At 72.2% G+C, this 25,349-nt stretch carries 20 protein-coding genes; 4 read left to right on the forward strand and 16 right to left on the reverse strand.

Annotated elements, in window-relative coordinates; genetic code table 11:
* Positions 1-36 precede the first annotated feature (36 nt).
* From ftsW to mraZ, 9 genes are all read right to left on the reverse strand, one after another.
* On the reverse strand, positions 37-1,311 hold the full coding sequence (gene ftsW, locus BM085_RS12230) for a putative lipid II flippase FtsW (protein ID WP_093887105.1): 1,275 nt from the start codon (positions 1,309-1,311) through the stop codon (positions 37-39).
* Positions 1,312-1,366: 55 nt separating this feature from the next.
* Positions 1,367-2,764 (reverse strand): UDP-N-acetylmuramoyl-L-alanine--D-glutamate ligase, encoded by a 1,398-nt coding sequence (gene murD, locus BM085_RS12235; protein WP_093887106.1) that lies wholly within the window; start codon positions 2,762-2,764, stop codon positions 1,367-1,369.
* A 40-nt stretch (positions 2,765-2,804) separates the two neighbouring features.
* Positions 2,805-3,863 carry a phospho-N-acetylmuramoyl-pentapeptide-transferase gene (gene mraY / locus BM085_RS12240; protein ID WP_093887107.1) on the reverse strand — a complete coding sequence of 353 codons (1,059 nt, stop codon included), beginning with the start codon at positions 3,861-3,863 and terminating at the stop codon, positions 2,805-2,807.
* A complete protein-coding gene (locus BM085_RS12245; RefSeq protein ID WP_093887108.1) occupies positions 3,860-5,257 on the reverse strand; it encodes a UDP-N-acetylmuramoyl-tripeptide--D-alanyl-D-alanine ligase in 1,398 nt (465 codons plus the stop codon). Before BM085_RS12245 ends, mraY begins: the two co-directional genes overlap by 4 nt.
* A gap of 12 nt (positions 5,258-5,269) precedes the next feature.
* A complete protein-coding gene (locus tag BM085_RS12250; RefSeq protein ID WP_093887109.1) occupies positions 5,270-6,814 on the reverse strand; it encodes a UDP-N-acetylmuramoyl-L-alanyl-D-glutamate--2,6-diaminopimelate ligase in 1,545 nt (514 codons plus the stop codon).
* Between the two features lie 40 nt (positions 6,815-6,854).
* Positions 6,855-8,540, reverse strand: coding sequence for a peptidoglycan D,D-transpeptidase FtsI family protein (locus BM085_RS12255; RefSeq protein ID WP_449343726.1), 1,686 nt, complete (start codon positions 8,538-8,540; stop codon positions 6,855-6,857).
* Positions 8,541-9,502: 962 nt separating this feature from the next.
* Entirely contained in the window at positions 9,503-10,012 is a 510-nt protein-coding gene (gene ftsL, locus BM085_RS12260; RefSeq protein WP_143120896.1) for a cell division protein FtsL, read from the reverse strand.
* A complete protein-coding gene (gene rsmH / locus BM085_RS12265) occupies positions 9,990-10,982 on the reverse strand; it encodes a 16S rRNA (cytosine(1402)-N(4))-methyltransferase RsmH (protein ID WP_093887112.1) in 993 nt (330 codons plus the stop codon). Before rsmH ends, ftsL begins: the two co-directional genes overlap by 23 nt.
* A gap of 222 nt (positions 10,983-11,204) precedes the next feature.
* On the reverse strand, positions 11,205-11,636 hold the full coding sequence (gene mraZ, locus BM085_RS12270) for a division/cell wall cluster transcriptional repressor MraZ (RefSeq protein WP_012889563.1): 432 nt from the start codon (positions 11,634-11,636) through the stop codon (positions 11,205-11,207).
* Positions 11,637-12,128: 492 nt separating this feature from the next.
* Here mraZ and BM085_RS12275 point away from each other — a divergent pair, with 492 nt between their 5' ends.
* Genes BM085_RS12275 through BM085_RS12285 form a run of 3 tightly spaced genes read left to right on the forward strand, consistent with a single transcriptional unit; the run spans position 12,129 to position 16,797 of the window.
* A complete protein-coding gene (locus BM085_RS12275; RefSeq protein WP_086572289.1) occupies positions 12,129-13,106 on the forward strand; it encodes an AAA family ATPase in 978 nt (325 codons plus the stop codon).
* Entirely contained in the window at positions 13,103-14,356 is a 1,254-nt protein-coding gene (locus tag BM085_RS12280) for a DUF58 domain-containing protein (RefSeq protein WP_093887113.1), read from the forward strand. Before BM085_RS12275 ends, BM085_RS12280 begins: the two co-directional genes overlap by 4 nt.
* On the forward strand, positions 14,356-16,797 hold the full coding sequence (locus tag BM085_RS12285; RefSeq protein WP_093887114.1) for a transglutaminase TgpA family protein: 2,442 nt from the start codon (positions 14,356-14,358) through the stop codon (positions 16,795-16,797). Before BM085_RS12280 ends, BM085_RS12285 begins: the two co-directional genes overlap by 1 nt.
* Before the next feature lie 197 nt (positions 16,798-16,994).
* Here the strand turns inward: BM085_RS12285 and BM085_RS12290 are convergent, their stop codons facing one another.
* From BM085_RS12290 to BM085_RS12315, 6 genes are all read right to left on the reverse strand, one after another.
* On the reverse strand, positions 16,995-17,393 hold the full coding sequence (locus tag BM085_RS12290; RefSeq protein ID WP_093887155.1) for a DUF3040 domain-containing protein: 399 nt from the start codon (positions 17,391-17,393) through the stop codon (positions 16,995-16,997).
* A 147-nt stretch (positions 17,394-17,540) separates the two neighbouring features.
* A complete protein-coding gene (locus BM085_RS12295) occupies positions 17,541-18,761 on the reverse strand; it encodes a DNA polymerase IV (protein ID WP_093887115.1) in 1,221 nt (406 codons plus the stop codon).
* Positions 18,762-18,816: 55 nt separating this feature from the next.
* A complete protein-coding gene (locus BM085_RS12300) occupies positions 18,817-19,575 on the reverse strand; it encodes a methyltransferase domain-containing protein (protein ID WP_086572298.1) in 759 nt (252 codons plus the stop codon).
* Between the two features lie 195 nt (positions 19,576-19,770).
* Positions 19,771-20,181, reverse strand: coding sequence for a transcription antitermination factor NusB (gene nusB, locus BM085_RS12305; protein ID WP_031160114.1), 411 nt, complete (start codon positions 20,179-20,181; stop codon positions 19,771-19,773).
* Positions 20,181-20,741 (reverse strand): elongation factor P, encoded by a 561-nt coding sequence (gene efp, locus BM085_RS12310; RefSeq protein ID WP_093887116.1) that lies wholly within the window; start codon positions 20,739-20,741, stop codon positions 20,181-20,183. Before efp ends, nusB begins: the two co-directional genes overlap by 1 nt.
* Before the next feature lie 25 nt (positions 20,742-20,766).
* Positions 20,767-21,834, reverse strand: a complete 1,068-nt coding sequence (locus BM085_RS12315) for a M24 family metallopeptidase (protein WP_031160116.1) — start codon at positions 21,832-21,834, stop codon at positions 20,767-20,769.
* Between the two features lie 106 nt (positions 21,835-21,940).
* Here BM085_RS12315 and BM085_RS12320 point away from each other — a divergent pair, with 106 nt between their 5' ends.
* Complete coding sequence (locus tag BM085_RS12320; RefSeq protein WP_093887117.1) at positions 21,941-23,812, forward strand: glycoside hydrolase family 9 protein; 1,872 nt, start codon at positions 21,941-21,943, stop codon at positions 23,810-23,812.
* A gap of 186 nt (positions 23,813-23,998) precedes the next feature.
* Here BM085_RS12320 and BM085_RS12325 read toward each other — a convergent pair whose 3' ends face one another.
* Positions 23,999-25,294 (reverse strand): dicarboxylate/amino acid:cation symporter, encoded by a 1,296-nt coding sequence (locus tag BM085_RS12325; RefSeq protein WP_245789275.1) that lies wholly within the window; start codon positions 25,292-25,294, stop codon positions 23,999-24,001.
* Positions 25,295-25,349 lie beyond the last annotated feature (55 nt).

Here is a 25,349-nt window from a genome sequence, read left to right on the forward strand (position 1 = left end):
ACCGGCCGTCGTTTCCGCGCCGGGCCGCCCAGTCGCTCATCGTCTTGCGCGGACCGGCCGGCGTCGCCTTGCCGGACCACCCAGGCCAAGCCAGCTTAGGCCCCGCGCCACCGGTCCGGGGCCACGCGCCGCCAGAGCCTCGCGCGCTCCGGGCTCGTGTTTGGCGAAGGCGAGCAGCATCCCCAGCGCGGCCAGGGTCGGCAGCAGCGCGGATCCGCCGTAGGAGATCAGGGGCAACGGGATGCCGGTGATGGGCAGCACACCGATGACCGCGCCGATGTTGACGATCGCCTGACCGACGATCCAGGCGATCGCGGCGACCGAGGCGAGCCGGACGAACGGGTCCCTGACCCGGGTGGCCACCCGCAGGCCCGCGTAGCCGAGCAGGCCGAACAGGGCCACCACGACCAGCGTGCCCATCAGGCCGAGCTCCTCCCCCAGGATGGAGAAGATGAAGTCGCTCTCGGCGTGCGGGGTCCAGTTCCACTTCTGCCGGCTGGCCCCCAGCCCGAGCCCGAACCAGCCGCCGCTGCCCATCCCGATCTGGCCCTGCACGAGCTGGTAGCCCGCGTCCTGCGCGTTGCCCCACGGGTCGAGCCACCCCTTGATCCGCGCCGAGCGGTAGCCCTCGATGGTGATCATCGTGACGGTGGCCAGCACCATGACCGACAGGATGCCGCCGAACAGTTTCAGCGGCGCGCCCACGACCCACAGCAGGGCCAGGAAGATCATCATCAGGACCAGGGTGGTCCCGAGGTCGCTGCCCAGCATCACCAGGACGGCCATGATCGCCAGACCCGGCATGAGGGGGATCAGCAGCCTGCGCCACTCGATCTGCCCGGCGCGGGCCCCCTTCGCCAGCAGGTCGGCCCCCCACAGCACCAGCGCGAGCTTGGCCGGCTCCGACGGCTGGATGGTGAGCTCGCCGATGTAGATCCAGCGCTGCGCGCCCTGCTCGGACGTGCCGATGAACATGACCAGGACCAGGCCCAGCGCGGCGAAGACCATCAGCGGGTAACCCGCCAGCCGGAAGAACCTGAGGGGCAGCCGGGAGCAGATCCACATCAGGAGCAGTCCCAGGGCCATCGAGATGAACTGCCGGCCGAAGAGCGCGAACGCCGACTGCCGCGTCTGGAGCGCGTGGATGCTCGACGCGGACAGGACCATCATCAGCCCCAGGGCCATCAGCAGCGCGCTGACGCCCAGCAGCAGGTGGTAGGAGAAGAGCGGTCGTGCCAGCAGCTCGCGCACGCGCACCAGCCGGCCCTTGAAGGAGGCGGCGTCCGGCGGCCGGTCGCTCACGGCGGTCATCTGTCACTCCGCCCCGCCGGCCGGGCAGGGGCCCCCGGATCCCGCAAGCGTGCGCTCATACGCCTCCGGCACCGCCCTGCGATCGGTCCAGACGCTCCAGCACGGCCTGGGCGAAGGCCTCGCCCCGGGCCCCGTAGCCGGGGAACATGTCCAGCGAGGCCCCGGCCGGGGCCAGCAGCACGGTGTCTCCGGGGGCGGCGAGCCTCGCGGCTTCGATGACGACACGGTCCATGACCCCAGTGTCTTGCCCGGACACCTCCACCACCGGGACATTCGCGGCGTGTCGCGCCAGAGCCTGCCGGATCCGCTCGCGATCGACGCCCAGGAGCACCGCGCCGCGCAGCCGGGGCGCGGCCCGCCGTACCAGCTCGTCCACGTCGGCTCCCTTGAGCTGCCCGCCGGCGATCCAGACGATCGAGGGGTAGGCGGCGAGCGACGCGGCGGCGGCGTGCGGGTTGGTGGCCTTGGAGTCGTCGACGTAGTCGACCTCACCGACCCGCGTGACCAGCGCCATCCGGTGCGGGTCGGGGACGAAGTCCAGCAGACCCCGCCGTACGGCCTCCGCGGGCACCCCGTAGGAGCGGGCCATGGCGGCGGCGGCGAGCGCGTTGGCCACGTTGTGCGGCGCGAACGGCCGGATGTCGTCGAAGGAGGCGAGCTCCTCGGCGTTGCGCGCCGGGTCGGCCACGAACGCCCGGTCCACCAGCAGGTCTTCGACCACGCCGACCTGGCCGGGCGCCGGCACACCGAGGGTGAAGCCGACGCTGCGCGCGCCCGTGCCCCCGTCGTACGGCGCGGCCAGGCGGGCCGACCACTCGTCGTCGGCGTTGTGGACGACCGTCCCGGCCCGGGTGAAGATCTCCCCCTTGACCCGGGCGTACTCCTCCAGGGAGCCGTGCCAGTCGAGATGGTCGGGGGCGACGTTGAGCACCGCCGCGGTGTGCGGGGCGATGCCGGGCGAACGATGGAGCTGGAAGCTGGACAGCTCCACGGCCAGCACGTCGGCGGGGCCGGTGACGGCCTCCACGACGGGGGTGCCGACGTTGCCGACCGCGAGCGCCCTGTGCCCGGCCGCGGTGAGCATCGAGGTGAGCATCCGGACCGCGGTGGTCTTGCCGTTGGTGCCGGTCAGCGCCAGCCACGGCGCGGCGCCCGCCGGGCGGAGCCGCCAGGCCAGCTCGACCTCGCCGATCACCTCCACCCCGGCCTCGGCCGCCGCGACGAGCAGCGGATGGTGCGGCGGCCAGCCGGTGGCGACGACGAGGGAGGTGCCGGCGGGCAACTCGGCCGGTTCGCCGAAGCGGACCTCGACGCCGATCCCGGCCAGCTCCGCGGCGGTCGCCCTGGCCCGCTCCCCGTCCCGGCCCTCCAGGACGACCACCTTCTCGCCCCGGGCGGCCATGGCGCGGGCGACGGCCGTGCCGGAGACTCCCAGACCCGCGACGCAGATCATCCGGCCACCTCCGCCTGCCGTACGGCCGAAGTCGCCGCGCTCACGACTTGGGCATCCATTCGACGTAGAACAGTCCGAGGCCGGCGGCGGCGCAGAGGCCGGCGATGAGCCAGAAGCGGACCACGATCGTCGTCTCCGCCCAGCCGGACAGCTCGAAGTGGTGTTGGAGCGGGGCCATTCTGAAGACGCGTTTACCGGTCATCTTGAAGAAGCCGACCTGGATGATCACCGACATGGTGATGAGCACGCACATCCCCGCCAGGATGATCAGCAGGAGCTGGGTACGGGTGGTGATGGCCAGACCGGCGAGCACGCCGCCCAGGGCCAGCGAGCCGGTGTCACCCATGAAGATCTTGGCGGGAGGGGCGTTCCACCACAGGAAGCCGACCAGTGCGCCGAGCACGGCGGCGGCGACCACGGCCAGGTCCAGCGGGTCGCGGACCCAGTAGCAGTTGGGGCCGAGCTGGGTGGTGCAGTTGTTGCGGAGCTGCCAGTTGCCGATCAGGACGTAGGAGCCCAGCACCACGCCGGTGGCGCCGCTGGCCAGACCGTCGAGTCCGTCGGTGAGGTTCACCGCGTTGGAGAACCCCACGATCATGATGAGCACCCAGATCGTGAATCCGATGATGCCGACCGACGGGCCGAAGTCCCGCAGGAACGACAGCCGGGTCTCGGCCGGGGTGATCAGGTAGGCGTTGGGGAAACGGGTGACCAGGACCGCGAAGACCGCGCCGACGACGAGCTGGCCCAGGGCCTTGGCCCCGCTGCGCAGGCCGAGGCTGCGCTGCTTGTAGATCTTGATGAAGTCGTCGAGGAAGCCGACCGCGCCGAGGCCCGTCATCAGGAACAGCACCAGGACCGCGGAGACGGTGGGCAGGGTCTGGCTGTACAGGTGGGCGCAGGCGAACCCGAGCAGCGCCGCGATCACGATCACGGTGCCGCCCATGGTGGGGGTGCCGCGCTTGTCGTGGTGGCCGGAGGGGCCCTCCTCCCGGATGCTCTGGCCGTAGCCGCGCTGCGAGAACAGGCGGATCGCCAGGGGGGTGCCGAACGACGACAGCAGCAGGCCGACCGCCGCCGCGATGAGGATCTCCATCATCGGCGATCACCTCCCACCAGCGTCGCGGCCACGCGCTCCAGGCCGGCCGCGCGCGGCCCCTTGACCAGCACCACGTCGCCGGGGACCAGGAGCGCCGACAGCGCGGCGGCCGCCTCCTGCGCGTCGGCGACGTGCGTGACCCGGGTGGCGGACCGGGCCCCGTCCACGGCGGCTCCGGCACCGGCCAGGACCGGGCCGGCGTCGGGTCCGACGACGAACAGGCCCTCCAGGCCCGCCCCCGCCGCCAGGCGGCCCATGTCCTCGTTCAGGGCCGCGCTCTCCTCGCCCAGCTCGCGCAGGGCGGCGATGACCGCGAAGCGGCGGCGGCCGCCCGCGAGTGCGTCGAGGGCGCCGAAGGCGGCGCGCATGGAATCGGGGTTGGCGTTGTAGGCGTCGTTGATCACGGTGACGCCGTCCGCCCTGTCGGTGACCTCCATCCGCCAGCGGCTGCGGGGCTCGGCCTCCGACAGCTCCTCGGCGATGGTGGCGACCGGCAGGCCGAGCTCGTAGGCGGCCGCCGCGGCGGCGAGCGCGTTCTCCACGGCGTGCTCGCCGTACAGGCGGAGCCCGACCGGGGCGGCCCCGGACGGGGTGCGCAGCGTGAAGGCGGCGCGGCCCCGGTCGTCGAGGGTCACCCCCTCCGCCCGCACCGCGGCGCTCTCGGCGCGGCCGTACCAGGTGACCCGGGCGTCGGTGCGCCGGGCCATCGCGGCCACCAGCGGGTCGTCGGCGTTCAGCACGGCCACGCCGTCGGCGGGCAGCGCCTCGACCAGCTCGCCCTTGGCCTTGGCTATCGCGTCCTTGCCGCCGAAGACGCCCAGGTGGGCGGTGCCGACGTTGAGGACCACGCCGATCCTGGGCGGGGCGATGCGGGCCAGGTGGCTGATGTGGCCGGCGTCCCTGGCGCTGAGCTCCAGCACCAGGTAGCGGGTGTCCTCGTCGGCCTTCAGCACCGTGAGCGGGTGGCCGATCTCGTTGTTGAACGACTCAACCGGGGCGACCGTCGGGCCGATCCTGGCGGTGAGGCGGGCCAGCAGGTCCTTGGTGCTGGTCTTGCCCGCCGATCCGGTCAGGCCGATGACCGTGGTCGACGGCAGGCCGGCGCAGACCGCGGTGGCCAGGTCGGCCAGGGCGGTCACGGCGTCGCCGACGACGATCGCGGGAGCGTCCACGGGCCTGGAGGCCAGCACGGCGACGGCTCCGGCCTCGACGGCCTGGGCGGCGAAGTCGTGCCCGTCGGCCCGGTCGCCCCTGATTGCGACGAAAAGCGACCCCGGCTCGACGGCACGGGAGTCGATGACGACCGGACCGCGCACGACCGCGCGGGGATCGGCCATGCCCGCGAGGGCACCCGAGGTGATCTCGGCGATCCTGGCCAGCGGCAACGGGATCATGATGCGTCTTACCTACTCTCCATACGTGCTTCGGCGCCCGGTCCGGTTCCGCCTTCTGACGATCGCGTCGGCCACCGCTTGCCTGTCGTCGAACGGGAGGACCTCGTCCCCGACATACTGGCCCTGCTCGTGGCCCTTGCCGGCCACGACGACGACGTCGCCGAAGCCCGCCCGGCTGATCGCCAGGTCGACGGCCGCGGCACGGTCCGGCTCAATGATCACATGTGCGCGCTCATCCTGAGACACGCCGAGGACTCCATTCATCATCTCGGCGAGAATCCGCAGCGGATCCTCCGAGCGAGGGTTGTCACTGGTGAGAATGGCCACATCCGCCAGCCGGGCGGCGGCCTCCCCCATCATCGGGCGTTTGCCCCGGTCGCGGTCGCCGCCGCAGCCCAGCACCACGGTCAGCCTCCCGGCCGTGACCTCGCGCAGCGAGCGCAGCACCGACTCCACCGCGCCGGGCTTGTGCGAGTAGTCGACGATGGCCTGGAAGTCCTCGCCGCCGGGCACCCGCTCCATCCGGCCGGGCACCCCGGCCAGCGTGCCGACGCCCGCCACCGCGGCGCGCAGCGGCACGCCCGCCTCCACGAGGGAGACGATCGCGCCCAGCGCGTTGGCGACGTTGAACGGGCCGGGCAGGGCCACCGTCGCGTCCTCCTCGACGCCGCCGGGGCCGACCACGCGGAAGGAGCTGCCGTCGGCGCCCAGACGCACGTCCGCGGCCCGCCAGTCGGCTTCGGGGGCGCCCTCGGCGGAGAAGGTGGTCATCGGGATCTTGCTCAGCCCCAGGAGCTCGCGGCCGTGGGCGTCGTCGATGTTGACCACGCCGGCGCGGCTCATCTCGGGGGTGAACAGCCGGGCCTTCGTCGCGAAGTAGTCGTCGAGGTCCTTGTGGAAGTCCAGGTGGTCCTGGGAGAGGTTGGTGAACAGCGCGACGTCGTAGAACACCGCGTCGACGCGGCCCAGCGCCAGCGCGTGGCTGGAGACCTCCATCGCGGCGGCCGTGACGCCGTGCTCGCGCATGAGGGCGAACAGGCCCTGCAGGTCGCTGGCCTCCGGCGTGGTCAGTTTGGGGGTGAAGCGCAGCTCGCCGGCGTGGATCTCCACGCCGCCGATCAGCCCGGCCTTGTGCCCGGCGGCCCGCAGCCCGGCCTCCAGCAGGAAACTGGTGGTGGACTTGCCGCTGGTGCCGGTGACGCCGATGACCATCACGTCCGCCGCGGGCCTGCCGTACACCCAGGCGGAGACCTGGCCGAGCACGCGGCGCGGGTCCGGCACGACGAGGACCGGCAGGCCGGTCGCGACCGCGGCCGCCCTGCCCTCCTCGTCGGTCAGGATGGCGCTGGCTCCGGCGGCGAGGGCCTGCGCGGAGAAGTCGGCGCCGTGGGACGTGGCCCCCGGCAGCGCGACGTAGAGATCTCCGCGCTGGACCTGGCGCGAATCGATGGTGATCCCGGACACCGCGGCCAGCGGCGCTCGTGACGTGCCTGAGGGCGCGCCGAGCAGGCTCGCCAGCCCCGAGAGCGGACGGGGTGGACTGGTTGACGGTCGCATGGACGACGGGGGACGCACGGCGAGAGCGTACCTTCCCTTGTCACTCCCCGGCGCGTATCCGCACCGAGGCGGGCGTCGTGCCGGTGGGTGGGATCTTCTTGCTCTTCAACGCGAACGTCATCACTTTCTTGAAGACCGGGGCTGCGATCTCCCCGCCGTAGTAGCCCTTGTGCGGGTCCTGGATGACCGCCAGGACGACCAGGCGGGGCTTGTCCGCCGGGGCGAAACCAACAAATGTCGAGGTATAACCGCAGTATCCTTGACACTTGGGGTCATAGCGCATCGCGGTGCCGGTCTTGCCGGCCACCCGGTAGCCGTCGATGGCGGCGAGGTTGCCGGTGCCCTCGTCACTCACGGCCGCCTCCAGCATCCCGGAGACCTCCCTGGCCGTGCGCTCGCTGACCACCCGGGTCTGCTTGCCCGCCGGGGACGGCACGAAGGCCCCGTTCTCGGCGGTGGTGCCGGCCACGATCTGCGGGGTGACGCGCACCCCGCCGTTGGCGATGGTCTGGTAGACGCTCGCCGTCTGCAGGGCGGTCACCGACACGCCCTGCCCGTAGGCGATCGTGCAGCGCTGGCTGCCCGACCACTTCCTCCAGTCCGGAAGGAGCCCGGCCTCCTCGCCGAGCAGGCCGGTGCCGGGCTTGGCGCCGAACCCGAAGCGCTCCAGCATCGCGTGCAGCTTCTCGTCGCCGACCCGCTGCGAGGCGAGGATCGTGCCGACGTTGCTGGAGGTCGCGACCACGCCGGAGAAGGTCAGGCGCTCCACGGGGTGCGGATGGGAGTCGCGCAGCACCCGGTCGGCGCACGTGATGTTGTCGGGGACCTTGAACACGGTCTCCGGCCGCACGGCGCCCGACTCCAGGGCGGCCGCCGCGGTGATGACCTTGTTGGTGCTGCCCGGCTCGAAGACGTCCGTCACCGACCGGTTGACCCAGTCCTCGGGGGCGGTCTTCTCCCAGTTCTTCAGATCGAGCTCGGGCGCGTTGGCCATGGCGACCACCTGCCCGGTCGGCACGTCGATCACGATGGCGCTGCCGGTGCGGGCGCCGGTGGCCTTGACCTGGTCGGTGATCGCCTTCTGCGCCGCCCACTGGATGTCGCGTTCGACGGTCAGCCGCACGTCCCTGCCCTCCACGGGCGTCTTCAGCGTGCTGCGGGTCATCGGGATGCGCTGCCCCTCGCGGCCCGTCTCGATGAACTGCTCGCCGTCGCGACCGGCGAGCAGCCCGTTGTAGGTGTTCTCCAGCCCGCTCAGGCCCGTGCCGTCGTCGCCGACGAACCCCAGCAGGGTGCCCGCCAGGTCGCCGCCGGGGTAGTCGCGCCGGTAGCGGTGCTTGCTGCCGACGCCCTTGAGCCTGGGCTTGTGCTCCATGATCCGCTGGGCGACGGACGGCTCGACGGCGGCGGCCACCTGCTGGTAGCGGCTGGTGGCGTTGCCGAGCTTGGCCGCGATCTGCTCCTTGGGCAGGTTCAGCTCCGCGGCCAGGGCCGTGGCCACCCGGTCGCGGTCGGCCGGCGCGACCTCCGACGGGTCGACGAAGATCTCGCGCGCCTCCAGGGTCAGCGCGAGCTCGTGCCCGTTGACGTCGGTGATCGAGCCGCGCCGCGCGGTCAGCTTCTCGCCCCGCACCCGCTGCTCGGCCGCCTCCGCCGCGTACACCTTGGAGTCCAGGCCCTGGAGCTGCACCAGCCGCCCGGCGAAGATGGACAGCACGAAGGTCATCGCGATGAGGCCGACGTTGATCCGCCTGCCGGGGTTGCCCAGGCGAAGTACGGCGGGCGGGCGCACCGGCGGCCGGGGCGGCCTGCCGCCCCGGCCCGTCGTACGGCCGGGATCGGCCGTCTGCCCCTCCCCGCGCCCCGCGCCGGGCCGGATCCGTCCCGGCGCGGTGTGCGGCGCCTCCGGACGCGGGGAGCTGCGCGGCCTGCGCGACGTCTCCGGTCCCGGCGGCCTGCCCGACCTGCCTGCCCCCTCGGGGCGCGCGGACCTGCCCGGCCTGCCCGCTCCTGGGGGGCCGCCGGGCCTGCCGGGCCCGTCCGGGCGCGCCTTACCCGTGCCCGCCGGACCGCCCGGCCCCGCGGGACGCGCCTTGCCGGCGCCCTGCGGACCACCCGGTCTGCCGGACCCGTCCGAGCGTGCCTTGCCGCCGCCCTGCGGACCGCCGGCGCCGTCCGGGCGTGCCCTGCCCGCGCCCTGCGGACCGCCGGCGCCGTCGGGACGCGCCTTGCCCGCACCCGGGGTGGCGGGCCTGCCCGCCCCCGGCCTGCCCGGCCCGTCGGAACGTGCCTTGCCGGCGCCCTGCGGACCGCCGGCGCCGTCCGAGCGCGCCTTGCCGCCGCCCTGCCTGCCCGGCCCGTCCGAGCGTGCCTTGCCGCCACCCTGCGGACCGCCGGCGCCGTCCGGGCGTGCCCTGCCCGCGCCCGGAGCGCCGGCTCTGCCCTGCCCTTCGGAACCGCCCTGCCTGCCGGGAGAGGCGGGCTTACCGGGGCCGTCGGCCCTTTCCGGGCCGCCTGAGCCCTCCGGCCGGGCGGGCCTGCCGGAGGAGCCCGGCCGGCCGGTCACATCCGGGCCGCCCTGCCTGCCGGTACGGCCGGGCCCTCCCGGAGCCCGGCGGCCGGAGCCTCCGGCGGGGCCGCCGCCGGAACCGCCACGGCCGGGGCCGGGGCCCCGGCCGCCCGTCTCCTTCACCGGCCCGTGCCCGGCACTCGCTCCTGCCCGGCGGGCGTCTGGCCGTCACTCGCGGCCCGGCTGCCGGCGGAGCGGTCGGTGATCACGTTGGCCTCGTCCCAGTCGGGTCCCTGCCCCTGCTTGGCGGAGCTGTCGGAGAGCGCGCCGGGCATCTCCAGGCGCATGTTGGCGTTCTTCAGCTCCTCCTTCTTCTGGCGGAGCTGGTCGTTGGCGCTACGGAGCTCGTTGACCTTGTAGGAGTCCTGGGCGAGGACGGTGTTCAGCAGCAGCAGGCTGACCAGGCCGCCGCAGAGCAGGCCGATCACGAGCAGCATGAACGGAGCGCGCGGCGCGCGTCCCGGCCGGGCCGCGGACGCCGCGGACGCGGCGGCGGGATCGGCGACGGGCGCGGTCCTGACCGGCTTGGTCCTGCGCACCTGCGGCGTCGCGCGGGGCGCGCGGACAGGACGTCCGCCGCGGCTCGGCGCGGTGCGGACGACCGACTCACTCCTTGTCAACTGCCTCACGGATCCTCTCTGCAGCCCGACACCGGGCTGAGGCCGCCCGCGGGTTGCGGGCCACCTCCTCTTCGCTCGGAAGCTCGGCTCCCCTGGTCAGGAGGGCGAACCGCGGCTGGTGAGCCGGCAGCGGGACGGGCAGCCCTGGCGGGCCGGTCTCCCTGGTTCGCGCCGCGAGGACCTGCTTGGTCAGCCGGTCCTCAAGGGAGTGGTAGGCGAGCACGACCACGCGCCCGCCGAGCGTCAGTGCGTCCAGCGCGGCGGGGAGCGCGCGTTCCAGTGCTGTCAACTCCGCGTTCACCTCGATCCGCAGCGCCTGAAAAGTCCTTTTTGCGGGGTTTCCCCCGGTCCGTCGGGTAGCAGCCGGGATTGCCGTGCGGACAATCTCCGCCAGCCGCTTGGTAGACGTTATGGCCTCGTTGCCCCGTTCCTTGATGATTAGGCGCGCGACACGCGGGGCGAATCGCTCTTCGCCGTAATCCCGGAGAATCCGGATGAGTTCGGCGGCCGAGTAGGTGTTGACGACGACCTCGGCAGTGAGCTCCTGGTCACGGTCCATCCGCATGTCCAGGGGCGCGTCGTAGGAATAGGCGAAACCGCGCTCGGCCTCGTCCAGCTGGGGCGAGGAGACCCCCAGATCGAACAGGACGGCGTCGACACGGGGACGGCCGGCCTCCGCCAGCACCTCGGTCAGCTCGTCGGAGACCGCGCGGACCAGCGTGGTCCGCTCCGCGTACGGCGCCAGCCGGGCCGTGGAGCGCTCGATCGCGGTGGGATCGCGGTCGATCCCGATCAGGTGCAGCGAGGGGTGGGCGGCCAGCAGCGCCTCGGCGTGGCCGCCGAGGCCGAGATTGGCGTCGACGACGACGGGGGTGGGGCCCGCGAGCGCGGGGGCCAGGAGCTCGAGCACACGTTCGAGCATCACGGGCACATGGCCGCCCGGAGCATGCAGATCACGCATATCGTTTTCGGCGCGCATGAAGCGCAACCCCCCTCTCGCCGCCTCGCTCACGGATGCGCGGCGGACGTTCATCGGTGTCTTTACTGGCCCCCACCCCCGGGCCGTCCGGCCAGGTCCCCATCCGCACCCGTATGTCCGCCTGTCACCTGACACCGGGGAAGGTGCATCAGCTGACGTGCGCCGTGGTTGCGGGTGGAGACCTCGCCGAACGACGTTTTCACCGATGAGTCGACCGTGGAGTCACAGAATCCCTGGCAGCACCTCCTCCGACAGATCGGCAAAAGCCTGCTCTTGGTCGGCCAGATAGGTGTCCCAGGCGTGAGCGTCCCAGATCTCCAGCCGTGTGTTGGCCCCGATGACCGTGCAGTCACGGCGCAGGCTGGCGTATTCGCGCAGAGCCTGCGGGATGGTGACCCGGCCTTGTTTGTCGGCGACCTCGTCAGATGCGCTGGCGAAGAAGACACGGCTGTAGTCGCGGACCGCCTTGGCGGTCACCGGCGCGGTGCGCAGAGCCTCGGTAATGCGCTGGAACTCCTCTACGGGAAAAACGTAGAGGCAGCGCTCCTGGCCTTTGGTGATCACCAGACCCTCCGCCAGCTCCTCACGGTACTTCGCCGGCAGGAACAGCCGTCCCTTGTCGTCAAGACGTGGGTGATGAGTGCCGAGGAACATCGGCCCCACCTCCCGTGCCTAGCGGAGCGCGTGGCGCTGTAGCCCCTGCTCTCCACTGCGCACCACCATACTCCACTTCTCTCCACCGTCAACTGATTCCGCACCTCTCCACCGCCCGTTTCGGCGACGTTTTCCCAGGTCAATGCGGGTGGGGCGGAGTGGAGGGGGGCGAGCGTCCCGCACCGGGCGCGGGCGTGTCGACAACGGGGCAGTTGGCCGGGCGATTACGAAATCGACGGATCGGCGGCGACGGAGGGGGGAAAGTGGGGCGCTCCGCGGACTTGTCACGAGATCGGCACACCTACCGCACCTGAACGCCATGATCAGCGCCCACACTATGGCTGTTCACCCGGAATCAGCCTTAATGCCCACATAGAGTCGCCCAAGAACCCACGGCGTCGTAGTGTCGGTACTCACAATGGAAAAGGGGCCGTAAAGGTCCCGAAAATACGACCCCCCGGCGCGAAACCGCCGCACCTTCATGGAGGCCTGGTGGCAGTAACCCATGACGTCTCACCTCGGCTCGATGATCTGGTCGTCACGGCGCACCGGATCCGCCAGGCGATCGAGTCGGTGATCGAAGGCAAGGGCGACGTCATCCGCCTGACCTTGACCGTCCTGCTCGCCGAGGGCCATCTCCTGATCGAGGATGTGCCCGGAGTCGGCAAGACCATGCTCGCCAAGGCGCTGGCACGATCCATCGACTGCCCGGTCCGCCGGATCCAGTTCACCCCCGACCTGCTGCCCAGCGACATCACCGGGGTGAGCGCCTACAACCAGCAGACCAGGGAGTTCGAGTTCAAACCCGGACCGGTGTTCGCCAACATCGTGGTGGGCGACGAGATCAACCGGGCCTCGCCCAAGACCCAGTCGGCGCTGCTGGAGTGCATGGAAGAGCACCAGGTGACCGTCGACGGCACGACCTACCGGCTGGACTCCCCGTTCATGGTGATCGCCACCCAGAACCCCATCGAGATGGAGGGCACCTATCCCCTCCCCGAGGCCCAGCGTGACCGTTTCACCGCCCGGATCGCCATGGGCTACCCCGAGCCCTCGGCCGAGTTGGAGATGCTCGACGTGCACGGCGCCGCCTCCCCGCTGGACAAGCTCGAACCGGTGGCGACCACCGCCGAGGTCCAGGCGCTGATCGAGGCGGTGCGCGCGGTCTACGTCTCACAATCGATCAAGAAGTACGCCATCGACCTGGTGACCGCCACCCGCCAGACCCCCGAACTGCGGCTCGGCGCCTCCCCGCGCTCAACCCTGCAGCTGGTCCGGGCGGCCCGGGCGCACGCGGCGCTCGCCGGACGCGACTACGTCATCCCCGACGACCTGCAGGATCTGTGCCTGCCCGTCCTGGCCCATCGGCTGCTGCCCAGCGTCGAGGCCCAGGGCCAGCGCCGCATGCCCGAGCAGGTGATGGCCGACCTGGTCCGCCGGGTTCCCGTGCCCGAGGCACAGGCCAAGTGACGTCAGGCCTCAAGGCGCTCACCGCCCGCGGCCGGTCGTTCCTCGCATCCGGCGCCGCGGCGCTGCTGTGCGCCTTCATCCTCGGGGAGCACGATCTGCTCAGGATCGGGGTGCTGATCGTCTCCCTGCCGCTGCTGGCGGCGATGGTGGTGGCCCGCACCCGCTACCGGCTGAGCTGCGCGCGCCGCCTGGACCCGCCCAGGGCCGAGGTAGGCAGCGAGGCCACCGTGACGCTGCGGCTGGAGAACGTCACCCGGCTGCCGACCGGCCTGCTGATGATCGAGGACACCGTCCCCTACGCGCTGGGGGCCCGGCCCAGGTTCATCCTGGACCGGGTGGAGTCACACGGCGTCCGGGAGATCGACTACCGGGTCCGGTCCGACCTGCGCGGCCGCTTCGGCATCGGCCCGCTCACCGTCCGGATCAGCGACCCGTTCGGCCTGGTCGAGCTGACCAGGTCGTTCAGCATCAGCGACACGCTCGTGGTGACGCCGCAGGTCGTGGCGCTGCCGCACGTCCGCCTCTCCGGTGAGTGGACGGGCGGGGGCGACAGCCGTACCAGGAGCGTCGCGGCCGCCGGCGACGACGACATCGCCCCGCGCGAGTACAGGCAGGGCGACGACCTGCGGCGGGTGCACTGGCGCTCGACCGCCAGGTACGGCGAGCTGATGGTGCGGCGCGAAGAGCAGCAGTGGCAGAGCCGGGGCGCCCTACTGCTGGACACCCGCCGGTACGCGCACCGGGGCGAGGGGCCTCGATCGTCGTTCGAGGTGGCGGTCTCGGCCGCGGCCTCCATCGGCGTGCACCTGGCCCGCGAGGGACTCGGCCTGCGCCTGGTCACCGACCAGGGCGCCGAGCACCTCACCGACACCGGGCTGAGCTGGTCGCTGCTGGACACCCTCGCCCTGACCCGGACGAGCTCCTCGCGCTCGCTGGAGTACGGCATAAGCGCGCTGCGCCAGGGCGGCGGCGACGGCCTGATCGTGGCGGTGCTCGGCGGGATCGACGTGGAGCAGGCTCGGGCGCTGGCCCGGCTGAGGCACGGCAACGTGACCGGCGTGGCCGTGATGCTGGACGTGGCGGGCTGGGAGCGGCCCGAGCTCGGCCAGAACGAGGACTACCAGGCCGCGCAGGCGATTCTCACCGGGACGGGCTGGCGCGTCGTGCGGCTGCCCGCGGGCGCCTCGATCGCGAGCGTATGGCCGGACGCCGCGCAGCGCGGGCGATTCACACTCAGTAGGGACGGCTGATGAGACTTCCCCTGGCGTCGGGAGCGGCCACCGGAGCGGTCGCGATCGCGCTCTATCCCCTGTTCGAGGGCGGCGCCTGGTTCTGGACGTGCCTGGGGGTCATCCTGGTCGTCACCGGGATCGGCGTGCTGGGCAGCCGCTACACCCTGCCGGACTGGCTGGTGCCGCCGGCCCAGCTCGTCGCGGTGTGGATCTACCTGACGGCGGTGTTCACCGGCGACAAGGCGTGGATAGGCCTCGTGCCCACCAAGGAGTCGGTCCTCGGGCTGGCGAAGCTGCTGGGCACCGGCTTCGCCGACATCCAGCGATTCGCCGCCCCCGTCCCGTCCGACACCGGCATCACCCTGCTGACCTGTGGCGGCGTCGGCCTGATCGCGGTCCTCGTCGACCTGCTGGCCTCCCGGCTGCGCCGGGCCGCGCTCACCGGGCTGCCGCTGCTGGCGCTGTTCACCGTGCCGGCAGCGGTGGCCTCCGAGCCGATCGCCGGGCCGATGTTCGTCATCGCCGCCCTGGGCTACCTGGGGGTGCTGGCCGCCGACGGGCGGGAGCGGATCACCCACTGGGGCAGGGCGGTGCTGGTGCGCCGGGCCCCGTCCTTCGTGGCCCCGAGGCCCGCCTCCGACGCCGGGGCCCTGCGGCTGTCGGGCAAGCGCATCGGATTCGCCGCGATCGTGCTGGCCATCCTGCTGCCCGCGTTGCTGCCCACCCTGGAGCCGAACCCGCTGTTCGGTTTCGGCGTGGGCAACGGCAAGGGCAAGGGCGGCAGCTCGATCAGCATCCCTAACCCGATAGTCAACCTGCGGGGCCAGCTCTCGCTGCCGACCAACTCCACCGTCCTGACCTACACCGGCAGTGACAGCTTCCCGCGCTACCTGCGGCTGTACTCGCTGGACATCTTCGACGGCGAGCAGTGGACGATGACGGCACGGGGCCGCTCCGAGGACCGGGTCTCCGAGGGGCCGATGCCGGCCGCGCCGGGCCAGAACATGAGCCTGCCCGTCACCGAGGCGACCACCAAGATCCAGGTGAGCGAGCAGATCAGGGGGCCGCTGGAGTTCCTGCCGCTGCCCTACCCCGCCAGCCGGATCCGCATCGAGGGAGACTGGCGGCCCGACCGGGACACCCTCATGGTGTTCTCCACCCAGGACAGCGCCGTAGGGCTGGCCTACGAGGTCACCACGAGGGAGCCCCAGCCCACGGCGGAGACGCTCAAGGCGGCGCCGCCGGCGCCCCCGGAGATCAACGAGCGGTACCTGCAGCTGCCGGAGAACCTGCCCTCGGAGATCAGGGATCTGGCCAGGCAGGTGACGCAGCGGGGCTCCAGCCGCTACGAGCAGGCGATCCAGCTCCAGGAGTTCTTCACCAAGGAGGGCGGGTTCACCTACAGCCTGGCCACCCAGGGGCACAACGGGCCCGCACTGACGGAGTTCCTGATCCGCAGCCGGACCGGGTACTGCGAGCAGTTCGCCGCCTCGATGGCGGTACTGGCGCGGATCCTGGGCATCCCCGCCCGCGTCGCCATCGGCTACACCGGCGGCAGCAACGCCTCCGGCGAGTGGAAGGTGCGCACGCACGACTCGCACGCCTGGCCCGAGCTCTACTTCGAGGGCACGGGATGGCTCCGCTTCGAGCCGACCCCGACCGGCGGCGCGGGACAGGGCAGCGCGACGGTGCCCATCTACACCCGGCCGGAGGTCGTGACGACCGGCGGCGACGAGCCGGCTGCGACCCCGACCTCGAACTCCACCGGCGCGGACCTCCCCAACCAGTCGGCCGGCAACCGCCGTGACCTGATGCCCGACCGCGACTTCGGCGGGGTGCCGGTCGCGGTGGACGAGGGCGTACCGGTCGCGCTGCGGATCGGCGTCGGGGTCGTGGTCGTGCTGCTGATCGCGCTGATCCCCGGGCTGCTCCGCTGGGAGCTGCGCGCCCGCCGGCGGCGGTCCTACGCCCGCGCGGCGGAGGACCCTGCCCCGCTCCCGCACGAGGAGGCGGTCACCCCGGAGCCCACCGGGATCGTGGCGGCCAGGACCGACCGGCGGGAGTCCGCGGTGGCCGCGGCCTGGGCGGAGCTCGACGACGCGTTGTGCGACTACGGCATGTCCCGGCAGCCGAGCGAGAGCCCCCGGGCTCTGGCCCGGCGGCTCGCCGAGCAGTACGCGTTCGATGAGGAGGCCTCGGCCGCGATGGCCAGGATCGCCACGGCGGTGGAGCGGATGCTCTTCGCCCGGACCCCCGGCGACCTCGGCTCGCTGCCCGGGGATCTCCGCCGGGTACGGCGGGCTCTGGCGGCCGCCGTGACACGGGGCAGGCGGATCCGCGCGGCGCTGCTGCCGCCTTCGACGCTCCTGCGGGCGCGACGCCTGGGGACACGGATGCTGGACGGCTTCGACCGGCTGGAGAACCTCCGGCTCCGCCGACCGGCCCGGAGGGACGTCTGAAGGACCCGCCGCAAGACGGACCTGACGGTCCAGGTGGGCCGCCTCCCTCAGGGGGCGGCCCACAGCCGTCGGAGAGAGCGGCCCGGCGGCGGCCGTGGCCGCGGAGCCCGGTCCGCAGGTGCCCGTCCGTTCGGACCGTCCACCCGCCGCGGTCGCCCGGAGGGCGCCTCATCGCGGCGGGGTCCGCGGGCAGAGCCCTAGTGCTCGTCGTGACGACGGCGCCAGCGCTCTTCCATCCGTTCCATGAAGCTCTGCCGGGAGCCGCCACGGCGCACGGCCTTGCCCGGCTGCCCGGGCCGCGCGGCCGGGCCGGCCTCACCGAACCCGTTCATCCGCTTCCAGCTTGACAGACCCCACAAACACGCGGCGAGCATGACCACGAAACCGCCGACGCCGAGCGGGATGTTGTTGATCACGACGCCGACCATCAACAGGACGATGCCCAGGACGAAGCCGATGGAGGCCTTCACCAGGCGACGCTTGTAGTGGCTGCGTGGATCACTGATCCTTACGGTATTGGCCCACTTCGGGTCCTCAGCGTAGAGGGCCTGCTCGATCTGGTCGAGCAAGCGCTGCTCGTGATCAGAGAGCGGCACGGCGCCTCCCAAGGACAGCCCCAGGACGGGGAAGACGGTGACGGACGACACGGGGTGTCCGAACCTCGCGGTCGGTTATCCCCAGAATACGAGGCTGTAGACGTAGACGAAAGAAAACGTCCAACGTAGTCCAAACCGGAGGTGACGTCATGGAGCCATTCCATCAAACGGCGGACGGACAAGCGACGCCGGGAGCACCACATCCCGGCCGAATCGCCGGGCCGCCCTGTCCATCGCCTGTTCGGCCTCCCGCCAGCCCGTCTCCCGCTCTCCGAGGCCGAGCTGCCTGGTGGCCTCACCGGCCGGGCTGAGGTTCTCCACCCGTACCCCGACCAGGCGGAGCCGGTCTCTGCCCAGGCCGGCGGCGGTGTAGAGGTCGCAGGCGGTCGCGTAGAGCGTCTGGGCGACGTCGGTGGGCTCCCGGAGGGTCCGGGAGCGGGAGATCGTGCTGAAGTCGGCGCGGCGGAGCTTGACACTGACGGTGCGGCCGACGTGGCCGCCCTCCCTGAGCCTGGCGGCGACCCGCTCGGAGAGGCGGAGCAGCTCTCTGCGGATCTTCACCGGATCGCCGACGTCTGTGGCGAACGTCTCCTCGGCCCCGATGCTCTTGTCGGGCGCGTGCGGGGTGACCGGACGCTCGTCGCGCCCCCAGGCGAGCGCGGCCAGATGGGCTCCGGCGGCCTGGCCGAGCTGGCGCTGCAGGGTGGCGACCGGGACCCCGGCGAGATCGCCGACGGTCCTGATGCCCAATCGCACCAGGGACTGCTCCGTACGCTCCCCTACGCCCCACAGAGCCCCTACCGGGAGCGGGTGGAGGAAATCCACCACCCTGTCAGCCGGGACCACCAGAAGGCCGTCTGGCTTGCAGTGCTGCGAGGCGAGTTTGGCCACGAATTTACTGTTTGCCACCCCGACGGAGCAGGTGATCCCGTGCTCGCGCACGACCTGCTCGCGGATCATCGCGGCGATCGCGGCCGGCGGGCCGAGGCGCTTGCGCGCCCCGCCGACGTCGAGGAACGCCTCGTCGGAGGCGATCGGCTCCACCTCGGGGGTGAAGGTGTGGAAGATCTCCATGACCCCCCGGGAGACCTCGGCGTACTTTTCGCGGCTCGGCGGGATGATCACGGCCTGGGGGCAGAGCCGGCGGGCCCGCGTCATGGGCATGGCCGAGTGCACCCCGAATCTCCTGGCCTCGTAGGTGGCGCTGAGCACCACGCCACGCGCGCCGGGCGCGCCGATGACGACGGGCGTGCCCTTGAGCTCAGGACGCTCGCGCAGCTCGACGCTGGCGTAGAAGGCGTCCATGTCGACGTGCAGGATCGTGCAGCCGGTGTCGTCGGCACCCAGATCCGACCCCGGGCGCGGCATCTGCTGTTTCCTCGACACGGGGCCATCTTAGGGGAACGCATGTTCGACGCAAGCCTCACCGGCGGCCGAGGACGTGCAACTGGGTGGCGATGTCCCGGAGCACCGGGTGGGCGGCCGCCGCCTGCTCCAGGGCGACCAGGGCACGCGCGGCGCCCGGCTCGCCGTCGAGCAGCCGGCTGGGCACCAGGTCGGCGAAGACGCGCACGCCGTGGACCTCTCCGGGGACGAAGCCGGTCGCGGCGAGGAGCTGCGACAGGGCCTCCCGGGTGAAGCGCCGCGGCGTGGGGTCGCGCTCGCCCCAGCGGCCCTCGGGGTCCTCCAGGACCTGGCGGGCCTCGTCGAAGCGGCCGGCGACCGAGCGGTGCAGCGCGGCGGCGAGCGGGTTGGCGGCCAGCACGCTGATCGCCCCGCCCTCGCGCAGCAGACCGGCCATGGCCGTCAGCGCGCTGACCGGATCCTCCACGTACTCCAGCACGCTGTGGCAGAGCACCAGGTCGGCGCCGTCGGTGGGGAGCAGCTCGCCCAGGTCGGCGGCGTCGCCCTGCAGCGCGCGCACGCCCACCCCCGCCTCCGCGGCACGGCGCTCGAGCGCGGCCAGCGAGTCGGGGCTGGGGTCGACGACCGTGACGGCATGCCCGAGCTCGGCCAGCGGTACGGCGAAGCCGCCCGTGCCGCCCCCGGCGTCGACGATGTCGAGGCGGGCCCGGCCGGTCGCGGAGACCCTGTCGGCCAGCACGGCCCGCAGGACGTCCCAGACGACGGCGGTGCGGACCGCCGGGGTGCCTGACTGCCTCGAGATGCCTACGGCATGCAACTTCGGATCGCCTCCTACTTCGGTGACGAGCCCAGCCTACGCCGGACGGCCCCCGGGCCGGTCCGGGGGTGATCCGTACTCGGACGCGGCCGGGCGCGGGCGGGGGGAGAGAGACGGAAGGGGGAGGCGACGCCGGGCGGGCCGCCGCGGGCGCCGGCCGCGGGAGACCGGAGACCCGGTCCCCCACGAGGGACGCTACAGCGTCAGGGACGGCTTGAGCTGCTTGAAGCGGGCCATCAGGCCGTTGACGAACTGCGGCGACTCGTCGGTCGACAGTTCGGAGGCCAGGCCGACCCACTCGCTGATGACGACGCCCTCGGGGACGTCGGGCATCCACAGCAGCTCGTAGGTGCCGCCGCGCAGCAGGTTGCGGTCGACCGCGGGCATGCGGTCGAGCGTCCAGCCCTCGGCGTAGGTGGTGATCAGTTCGTCGATGCGCGCCCGGTGCCGGCACACGCCCTCGACGATCGTCGCGGTGTACTCGTTGACGGGCGGCTCCGCCCGCTCCAGGCGCTCGGCGAGAACGCTGAGCGGGTCCTGGCTGCGCGCCTCCGCCTCGAACAGGATGTCCAGCGCGCGCCTGCGCGCCTTACCCCGTGCCGACATCAGGCCCGGCCGAGGTAATCGCCGGTGCGGGTGTCGACCTTGACCTTCTCGCCGGTCGTGATGAACAGCGGCACCTTGATCTCGGCGCCGGTCTCCAGCTTGGCGGGCTTGGTGCCGCCGGTGGAGCGGTCGCCCTGGAGGCCGGGCTCGGTCTCGGCGATGATCAGCTCGACGGCCGCGGGCAGGTCGATGTAGAGCACGTTGCCCTCGTTGATCGCCACCGTGGCCAGCATGTTCTCCAGCAGGTAGTCGGCGGCGCCGCCGACCGCGGTCCGGGAGACGTTGAGCATGTCGTAGTTCTCGGTGTCCATGAAGACGAAGTCGTCGCCGTCCATGTAGGAGAACTGCATCTCGCGCTTGTCGACGTTGGCCACCTCGACCTTGACGCCGGCGTTGAAGGTCTTGTCGACGACCTTGCCCGACATGACGTTCTTCAGCTTGGTGCGGACGAACGCACCACCCTTGCCGGGCTTGACGTGCTGGAACTCCACAACCGTCCAGAGCTCACCGCCGTCGAGCTTGAGCACCAGGCCGTTCTTGAGGTCGTTCGTCGTCGCCACTAGTTTCTCCTGCGTACGGCCGCTCTTAAAGGACAAGCAGCTCTTTGGTCGTCCGTGTGAGAAGTTCCGGTCCGTCATCACGCGTCACGAGCGTGTCCTCGATGCGGACGCCGCCCCTGCCCGGTAGGTAAACTCCAGGCTCAACGGTGACCGGAACTCGATCCTCTAGTCTAGCGTGCTCATGGTCGGGCTCTGGCTTCAGCGGAGACAGGAACGGCGCCTCGTGAATCTCCAGCCCGACACCGTGTCCGAGGCCGTGGCCGAAGTAGTCTCCGTACCCCGCCCGCGCGATCACCTCGCGGGCGGCGGCGTCCACCTCGTGGGCGGCGGCGCCGGGCCGTACGGCATGGCGGCCGGCGCGCTGGGCGGCGCGGACCAGGTCGTACAGCTCGCGCTGCCACGGGGCGGGCTCGCCGATCGCCACCGTCCGGGTCATGTCGGCATGGTAGCCCCCGTGCAGCGCCCCGAAGTCCATCGTGACCAGATCACCCCGCTCCAATGGCCGGTCCGAGGGCGAGTGGTGCGGGATCGAGCCGTTGGGGCCGCTCGCCACGATCGAGTCGAAGGCGGGCTTCTCGGCGCCCAGTTCGATCATCCGGGACTCCAGCGCCCTGGCGATGTCCCTCTCGGTCACCCCGGGCCGCAGCATGGGCAGCACGTCGGAGAACGCCTGGTCGGTGATCGCGCACGCGTCGCGGAGGAGGTCGATCTCGGCCTCGTCCTTGACCCGGCGCACCGACTCCACCGCCCCTGTCAGGCGCAGCAGGTCCTCGCCCAGCCGGAAGTAGTCGGCGACGGGCATGTCGTGGGCCTCGACGGCGACCCGGTCGGCCATCACCACCAGGCATCCGGCGACGTCGCGCTCCTCGACCACCTCGATGTCGGAGCAGGCCCGCCGCGCGGTCTCGGCGTAGCGGGAGTCGGTGGCCAGCGTGGCACGGGCGTCGGCCCGGACGAGCACCGCCGCGTTGGAGCTGGCCAGGCCGGTCAGGTAGCGCACGTTGACGCCCCGGGTGACCAGGATCGCGTCCGCCTCGTGAGCGGGGAGCAGTGCCGCGAGGCGTTCGCGGCGCCGAGCATGGGTGACGGTCATGTTCCGCATGCTATTGACCACCGCTCTTGACCCCCTTCGCAGGTGTCGCTACCTTCCCCCCAAAGGTTAGGAAGGTTTCCTAACTTCCCCCGCACCAGGAGCGCCGATGCGACGCATTCTCGCCGCCGTAGCCCTCTCCGCACTCGTGACGGCCGGCAGCCCCGCCCTGGCGGAGAGCACCGCCGGGTTCATCCGGGTCGACCAGGTCGGATTCGCCCCCTCCGAGGCCAAACGGGCCTACCTGATGACGACGGGCCCGGCCGCCGCGACGCCCTTCACCGTCGTCGACCACCGGGGCCGGGAGGTGCTGCGCGGCAGGGCCGGCGCGGACCTCGGCCGCTGGAACGCCAAGTACGGGCATGTCTACGCCGTCGACGTCAGCGGGCTCCGCGCCCCGGGCAGGTATCGGATCAGGACCGCCGCGTCCACCTCGGCGGAGTTCCGGGTCGCCCCGGCCGCGCAGTTCGCCGGGCCCGCCGCCAAGGTCGTCACGTTCTTCGGCGCCCAGCGCGACGGCGCCGACGTGATCCCCGGCGAGCTCGGGCGCAAGCCCTCCCACCTCAACGACCGCCGGGCCGCCGTCTACGAGTGGCCGGTCTTCACCGGCCCCGACACCGACCAGATCAAGGGCGGGCTCACCGCCCTCGGCGGGACCGTCGACGCCGAGGGCGGCTGGTTCGACGCGGGCGACTACCTGAAGTTCACCCACATCCTGGCCTACGTCGACACGCTGCTCTGGGCGGCCAGGCGCGACGCCGGGCCCGCGGTGGACCCCCGGCTCCGGGCCGAGGCGGCGCACGGCCTGAAGTGGCTGGACAAGATGTGGGACGAGCGGTCCAGGACCCTCTACATCCAGGTCGGCATCGGCGCGGGCGACGCGGAGGGCACGTTCGCCGGCGACCACGACGTCTGGCGCCTGCCCGAGGCCGACGACGGGGACACCGGCCAGGGGCGGCAGTTCATCCGCAACCGCCCGGTCTTCCGCGCGGCCCCGCCCGGCGAGCCGATCAGCCCCAACCTCGCGGGCCGTACGGCCGCCGCGTTCGCCCTGGCCTCCCAGGTGGAGCCCGACCGATACCGGGCCCAGCGGCTGCTGGACAAGGCCGCCTCGATCTACGCGCTGGCCAGGACCGAGAACGTGGGCAGGCTGACCACCTCGCTGCCGTGGGCCTTCTATCCGGAGAGCGTGTGGCGCGACGACATGGAGCTGGGCGGGGCCGAGATGGCACTGGCCGCCCAGCGGCTGGAGGACCCCCGGGCCGGGGAATGGCTCCGGCAGGCCGCGCACTGGGCCGGGCAGTATCTGGAGCACGAGGCCGGGGGCGACACCCTCAACCTCTACGACGTCAGCGCCCTCGGCCACGCCGACCTGGTCCGCGCGCTGCGCGCCGCCGGAACCGGCGGCCTGGCGGTGGAGGAGTCACACCTGCTCGGCGACCTGAAGGCGCAGCTGGAGATCGGCGCCGGGCGCGCCGCCAAGGACCCGTTCGGGGCCGGCGCGGTGTACGACGGCTTCGACGCGGTGCCGCACGCCTTCGGCCTGGCCGCCACCTCCCGGCTGTACCGGGCGGTGAGCGGTGACCGCGCCTACGACGCCTTCGGCACCCGGCAGCGCAACTGGACCTTCGGCGCCAACGCCTGGGGCGTGTCGTTCATGGTCGGCGCGGGCGAGAACTTCGAGCGCTGCCCGCACCACCAGATCGCCAACCTCAAGGGCCGCGTCGACGGCCGCCGCCCCCTGGCCGTCGGCGCGGTCGTGAACGGGCCCAACAGCGAGGACCTGTTCTCCGGCGGCCTGGGCGAGCACTTCGAGGAGATGAGGCGCTGCCCGGGCGACGGCGTGGACCGCTACGAGGAGTTCACCGGGCGCGGCTCCCGCTACGTCGACGACGTCCGCTCCTGGCAGGCGTCGGAGCCCGCCGACGACTTCGCGGCGATCGCGCTGTACGCGCTCACGCTGATGTCGAAGGACCGCTGACCCGCGGCCGGCGCGGCGCGGCCGGGCTCCCCCTGTCGCCGGGACCGGCGGGGGCCCGCCGAGCCGTGCCGGGCACGGAAGTACGGCCCGCCTCCCCGTGCGGGGAGGCGGGCCGTACGTGATCGGACCGTCAGGCGGTCGCGGGCGCGGGGCCCCTGACCGCCCTCTCGGCGGGAACTCGGACCGTCAGGCGGTCACGGGCTCGGGAGCCCTGACCACCCTCTCGGCGGGAGCGTCGTCGAGCGGCTGGGGCGGCGCGTTGAAGACCGCCTCGTCGAGGCGGCCCTCGGCCCTGCCGACCAGGACCGGGACGACCATCTGGCCGGCCACGTTGGTGGCGGTGCGGATCATGTCGAGGATCGGGTCGATGGCCAGCAGCAGGCCGACGCCCTCAAGGGGCAGGCCGAGCGTGCTCAGGGTGAGGGTGAGCATCACGATCGCGCCGGTGAGGCCGGCGGTGGCGGCGGAGCCGACCACGGAGACGAAGGCGATCAGCAGGTACTGGCCGACCCCGAGCGGGATGTGGAACACCTGGGCCACGAAGATCGCGGCGAGGGCCGGGTAGATCGCGGCGCAGCCGTCCATCTTGGTGGTCGCGCCGAACGGCACCGCGAAGGAGGCGTAGTCGCGGTCCACGCCCAGGCGCTCGGTGGTGACGCGCTGGGTGAGCGGCATGGTCCCGACCGAGGAACGGGAGACGAAGGCCAGCTCGATGGCGGGCCAGGCGTTGCGGTAGAAGGTGATCGGGTTGACCTTGCCGACGAAGGCGAGCAGCAGCGGGTAGCTCACCAGGAGCACCAGGAGGCAGCCGATGTAGACCCCCGCGCTGAGCTTGGCGAGCGGGGCGAGCAGGTCCCAGCCGTAGCTGGCCACGGACTTGCCGATGAGACCCGCCGTGCCGATCGGGGCCAGTCGGATGACCCACCACAGAGCCTTCTGGACCAGTTCGAGGACCGAGCGGCTGAAGCCGAGGAACGGCTCGGCCTTGTCGCCGACGGCCAGGGCGGCGGCGCCGAGGACGGCTCCCAGGAAGACGATCTGGAGGACGTTGAGCTCGGTGAAGGCGGTGACGATGTTGGTGGGGATGATGCCGGTCAGGAAGTCGACCCAGGTTCCGGCGCCTTCCAGGTCCACGGCCTTGGCGCCCTCGGTGGCGATGGTGACGCCCTGGCCGGGGTTGATGACCAGGCCGAGGCCGATGCCGAAGGCCACGGCGATCAGCGAGGTGATCAGGAACCACAGCAGCGTCTTGCCGGCGAGCCTGGCGGCCCCGTTGACGTTGCGCAGGTTGGCCACGCTGACGACGACCGCGGTGAAGACCAGCGGCGGGACCGCGAGCTTGAGGAGCTGGACGAAGATCTTGCCGACTTCGGTCAGGGTGGTGGTGAGCCAGGCGACGTCACCGGCGCGGGCGATGAAGCCGAGGGCGACACCGGCCGCCAGGCCCAGCAGCAACTGCAGGGAGAAAGAGAACCTCTTCATGAACGGAACTCCGAGAAAGGGCATGCCGGAGCGGACACGGGCATGCGGAGTGAGG

It is taken from the genome of Streptosporangium canum, from assembly GCF_900113865.1.
Classification (GTDB): domain Bacteria; phylum Actinomycetota; class Actinomycetes; order Streptosporangiales; family Streptosporangiaceae; genus Streptosporangium; species Streptosporangium canum.

Coding starts and splice junctions, on each gene's coding strand:
- BM085_RS12320 (WP_093887117.1), top strand. CDS start 21,941: ATGCGACGCATTCTCGCCGCCGTAGCCCTCTCCGCACTCGTGACGGCC.
- mraZ (WP_012889563.1), bottom strand. CDS start 11,636: ATGTTCCTCGGCACTCATCACCCACGTCTTGACGACAAGGGACGGCTG.
- mraY (WP_093887107.1), bottom strand. CDS start 3,863: ATGATGGAGATCCTCATCGCGGCGGCGGTCGGCCTGCTGCTGTCGTCG.
- rsmH (WP_093887112.1), bottom strand. CDS start 10,982: ATGCGCGCCGAAAACGATATGCGTGATCTGCATGCTCCGGGCGGCCAT.
- murD (WP_093887106.1), bottom strand. CDS start 2,764: ATGATCTGCGTCGCGGGTCTGGGAGTCTCCGGCACGGCCGTCGCCCGC.
- BM085_RS12255 (WP_449343726.1), bottom strand. CDS start 8,540: ATGACCTTCGTGCTGTCCATCTTCGCCGGGCGGCTGGTGCAGCTCCAG.
- ftsW (WP_093887105.1), bottom strand. CDS start 1,311: ATGACCGCCGTGAGCGACCGGCCGCCGGACGCCGCCTCCTTCAAGGGC.
- nusB (WP_031160114.1), bottom strand. CDS start 20,181: ATGTCGGCACGGGGTAAGGCGCGCAGGCGCGCGCTGGACATCCTGTTC.
- BM085_RS12285 (WP_093887114.1), top strand. CDS start 14,356: ATGAGACTTCCCCTGGCGTCGGGAGCGGCCACCGGAGCGGTCGCGATC.
- BM085_RS12295 (WP_093887115.1), bottom strand. CDS start 18,761: ATGCCGCGCCCGGGGTCGGATCTGGGTGCCGACGACACCGGCTGCACG.
- BM085_RS12245 (WP_093887108.1), bottom strand. CDS start 5,257: ATGATCCCGTTGCCGCTGGCCAGGATCGCCGAGATCACCTCGGGTGCC.
- BM085_RS12315 (WP_031160116.1), bottom strand. CDS start 21,834: ATGACCGTCACCCATGCTCGGCGCCGCGAACGCCTCGCGGCACTGCTC.
- BM085_RS12325 (WP_245789275.1), bottom strand. CDS start 25,294: ATGAAGAGGTTCTCTTTCTCCCTGCAGTTGCTGCTGGGCCTGGCGGCC.
- BM085_RS12250 (WP_093887109.1), bottom strand. CDS start 6,814: ATGCGACCGTCAACCAGTCCACCCCGTCCGCTCTCGGGGCTGGCGAGC.